Source organism: Candidatus Phycosocius spiralis (assembly GCF_030158815.1).
Taxonomy (GTDB): domain Bacteria; phylum Pseudomonadota; class Alphaproteobacteria; order Caulobacterales; family Aquidulcibacteraceae; genus Aquidulcibacter; species Aquidulcibacter spiralis.
Map to the genome: position 1 here is coordinate 1 of NZ_BPFZ01000024.1, position 4083 is coordinate 4083.

Below are 4083 nucleotides of genomic sequence, written 5' to 3' on the forward strand. Positions count from 1 at the left end.
GTTCAAGGGCGCGCTTTGCTTGCCTTGAAGCCGTGCCCGATGATGCCTGCGCAGGATTGGGTGTCAAGAGGTGCAATCGGCTATGCCGACGCGCCAAGCGCGCCTCTTGACACCCCAGCCTGCGCGCTGATGCTTATATCGTGCCTTTGCGCAGGCAGAGCATGGCGTAAAGGCGTTCCAATATCGGCCTTATGGGCCGCGTGCCCTTCTTTGAATTTCGGCTTCTTTCCGTTTCCGATGGCCCTCGAGCCACACATTGAACTCAGCTCGCTGCTGAGGAGAAAGCAGCGCCAAAGCCCGCGCAATCGCCTTTTGCTTATCGGGCTCACCTTCGTTCACTTGGATGATTTCAAGGGCTCTTAACAATCTTGGCAGATCACCCCGGTAGCCGCGATCCAGCAATTCATTTACAAGCTTCATTTGACCAAGGACGGCTGCATGGATTACTGTGTCTTGATCATTAGAAACTTTAATGGTCATATCGGCCCCATGATCAAGCAGATCATAAAACACCTCCATGCCGTGCCATATACCGAAGTCTAAAGCCACGTAGAGCGCATATTCGCCTTTTGCGTCTTCGGCGGTGTAATTGACATCGGCACCATGATCCAAAAGCAGTTTGACCATCTTGGGACAACTGATCATTGATGCAACCATTAGGGCTGACCAATTTTTATCATAAAGCAGTTGATTAGGCGATTGCCCCTTTTTTAACAGCCGCTCTAAACCCGCCAAATCCCCATTAATGACGGCCTTGTACAATGGAACAGCACTTTCATCGCGCTCCCCATTGGGGCCAGATCCAAGCGTCCATGACAATTCTTTGTCATCAGCAGATTGATAACGACAAGTCGAGCCAAAACCTAAAGCGTGACCCATATTTGAAATCCCCAATAAAGTTGAGAGCGCGATCCCTGCGCCAACCCACGCGACCAGACGCAAACGCCCCTTCATCGTGAGCCCGCCGCAACGGTGGCCATGCCGTTAAGCAGCCAACCCATCGAATGCCCGTCACGCCAGCTTGGTGCCGCAGGTAATTGTATACTTTGCCCAGGCGGGGGCCTCAATCGCATCAAATTCAGCGGGCTTACGCCCATCATCATCATTGGAGCAGCGGTTCCAGGACTGGCAACATTCATCGCCGTTGCAAGACCAGCAACTTTTAGAGGGTTTTTATTGGCCCACGTCAATGGGTCATTCTTAGTATAATAATTCCGCATCAAGCCGTTACCATCCGCTAAATTAACGTCGTATAGCTTTGCCATCGTCTTGGTGAACGGTGCTGAATCAAACGTAACACCTGGTAGCTTAACACTCAAAGCTTGCACTGTGGCAAGAGCCCCACCCAGCGAGTGGCCTGTAAAAATCAGATTAGGTGTGCCGTTTTCGAACAAACTAAACGCATTATCGCGTGCTGTATTCAATTGCTTAACAGGTTTATTTCCGAGCAGAGCTTTGTCTGTGTTTACATCGTCCAAATTCCCCGGCCCATCTGTACCGGCATTGGCAAAGATATAATTGCCATTCTCATTATCATAATAAAGATGGGCTTTATACCCATATTTGTCTGTTAGATTCACCCCTTTCAGATAAGGGGAATTGCCTTCCACTCGATGCAGGTTTTTGCCTAAGATCGCCTCGTTGGCCACAGCGCCATACGTGTCCATGGCAGCAAGTCCGGCTTTGAAATCATTGTACATTTGCTTGAAAGCTGAGGTTTCACCAAGTTTTGTTGTCGCAAGCTGCTCCATCCGCAGCCTGTTGCGAACAGCCAACTGAATATCGGCTTCCTGATTGGTGCCGCCCCATTCAAGAGAACCAACCCCGCCCGCTTTTGAAAGTTCCGCTAGAACCTGTTGCTTTTCAGCTTCGGTGATTGGTGCATTAAGCGCGCGATTTACTCTACCTTCGGGCGAAGTTGCTTCCGCTATCCCCCCCGCAATCGCTGAGCCGATCACATTGCCCAGTACCGACGGCAGGCTGGCGCGGATATTGTCGCCAAAGTCAGTGCCATTGACCAGCGACAGGCTCGCGGCTTGGGCGATGGCATCGGCCCCTGATACGACTAAATTCTTGCCAATATTGCCAAGGTCGCGGGACGAGCCGTCCCCAGAAAGCGGCTTGGCACCGATCGCGCCACGCATGCCATGCCCTACCGCCGACCCAACACCCGCCGCCGCAACCGCTGCCCAGCTGAACTTATCTTGCAGGCCCATCGTGACGGCGATGCCTTGGCTGATTGCGTTGGTGGCGGCACCACGAATTGCGGCCCCTACCATAGACTGAGCAGGTCCCGCTATGCTCGACACAGCACCCCCAACACCGCCACTGATCGCGGCCAGTGCCACGGCCTTCCAGTCAAACTTCTCTTGTATCCCCGTCGCCACACCAAAAGCTTGGGACACGGTTGAGCCAATAGCAGCCGCGGTCGCGTAACTGGCTGCAGTCGCTGCTGCGGCCGCACTGGCACCCATTTTAGCAAACATTGAATGTAATTTTCAAACCATTCAAACCATTCAAAATTGAAATTATTAATCAGGCCAAGGAGCAACTGCCTTTTTTTCCCCTGGTTTGATGTCACCAATATGACGCTTAACTTCTTCGTAGTAAGGATCGCCTATTTTGTATGACTTAATGGCATGAACAATATCGCCCTCATCACTCTTACCAATTAAATGGAGGGTCAACACTCCATCTGACGAGATTTCAGCGTAACCTACATTAGGCATTTTGTTCACAGTATGGACTCCTGAAGAGCAACTCATTTCGAATAGCAATAGACTGACAATAATGAACTTTATCACCATTTACGAGACCCCCAATATGTATTAAAGGCAGGATGGGCTTTGGCATAAGCGGTATTTTTTGAAAAGTAATTTGCAAAGCTTTCAGCATACGACTCCTGAAGATAGCCAGTCGGATTAGGGTTGGTTCCATTTGTTGGGTGATAGTAATTTTTTAAGGAAGCAGATTCAGATTGCCATGCCGCCTTGAATTCTGCTCGAGATGACGCATTTCGATTATTAAAATCTATTGCATGCCCGGTTTCATGAAGGACGGTGTTAATGCTTCCTGTGCTTAGTCTCGGTCCCGTGGCATAGATGACAGTATTCGTTCTAGATCGATAAACCGCCTTCACATCGCTCCATTTAAAACCTGCGGGCCAACCACGAGGGGTTCCGGTACTTATAACTTCACCCACATTATCGCCTGCAGCTACGAATTTGACTTTATTCCGCTCAAGATTCTTTAATACCTCAGGAGGCAAGTTTGACAACTCATTTACGATAACTCTGGGGTCGCCTCCATTTATACTTGTCACGGTTATCTTACCTATGGATGCAGTGGCAGGCGGCCCAGATGCCGTAGTTACAACTTTAGCAAGTTTTCCGTCATCAAATGCAGCAGGTGCTGGTGCAGCTTCATCTTTTACTCGCTTAATTTCCATCCTTAAGCGTTCAATTTCCTTCTGCTGAGCATCCCGAATCCCCTCTCCAATCCCAACACTAACCCGTCGTCCGATCAATCCACCCAGTGCATCGGGGAGCGATGCGATGACATTATCGCCAAAGTCTGTGCCCTCAACGAGGGAGCGGCTAGCGGCACTGGCAATCAGGCTTGCCCCGGTTGAAAGGGTATCATTAAGAAAGGTCGTTTTACTCCCTTCCATTACGGAGCCGTTCGCATTGTACTTTATCCCGCCAGTGAACTTCTCAGCGCCAAACTGACCAACCCCACCCCCAACGCCTGCTGCCGCAACCGCTGCCCAGCTGAACTTATCTTGCAGGCCCGTGGCCACGCCGATGGTTTGCGTGATGGCACTGCCCAAGGCGCTGCGTATCGCTGATTGGGCCACGCGTACGGCTGTGGTGGCCCCTCCGCTTAGACCTGCGACTTTACCCAGGGCACCCCCAACAGCCCCGCCAATGGCGGCCAGTGCGACGCCTTTCCAGCTGAACTTCTCTTGTATCCCCGTCGCCACACCAACGGCTTGGGACACCACGGACCCAAGCGCTGCATTGAGCGCGCCGCCGACGATCCCGCCACCAAATGGCGCCATGGCCGTCACCACCACAGCAATCA

General features: G+C 51.5%; 4 protein-coding genes. All 4 read right to left on the reverse strand.

The features are described 5' to 3' along the window. Nucleotides 1-189 precede the first annotated feature (189 nt). Entirely contained in the window at nt 190-954 is a 765-nt protein-coding gene (locus PsB1_RS11665) for an ankyrin repeat domain-containing protein (RefSeq protein WP_284361796.1), read from the reverse strand. Continuing rightward, nucleotides 951-2486 (reverse strand): Tle-like phospholipase domain-containing protein, encoded by a 1536-nt coding sequence (locus PsB1_RS11670; RefSeq protein WP_284361798.1) that lies wholly within the window; start codon nt 2484-2486, stop codon nt 951-953. Before PsB1_RS11670 ends, PsB1_RS11665 begins: the two co-directional genes overlap by 4 nt. Before the next feature lie 45 nt (nt 2487-2531). Beyond that, entirely contained in the window at nt 2532-2738 is a 207-nt protein-coding gene (locus PsB1_RS11675; protein WP_284361800.1) for a hypothetical protein, read from the reverse strand. Between the two features lie 62 nt (nt 2739-2800). Beyond that, a partial coding sequence (locus tag PsB1_RS11680; protein ID WP_284361802.1) for an anthrax toxin lethal factor-related metalloendopeptidase occupies nt 2801-4083 on the reverse strand: 1283 nt, incomplete at its 5' end.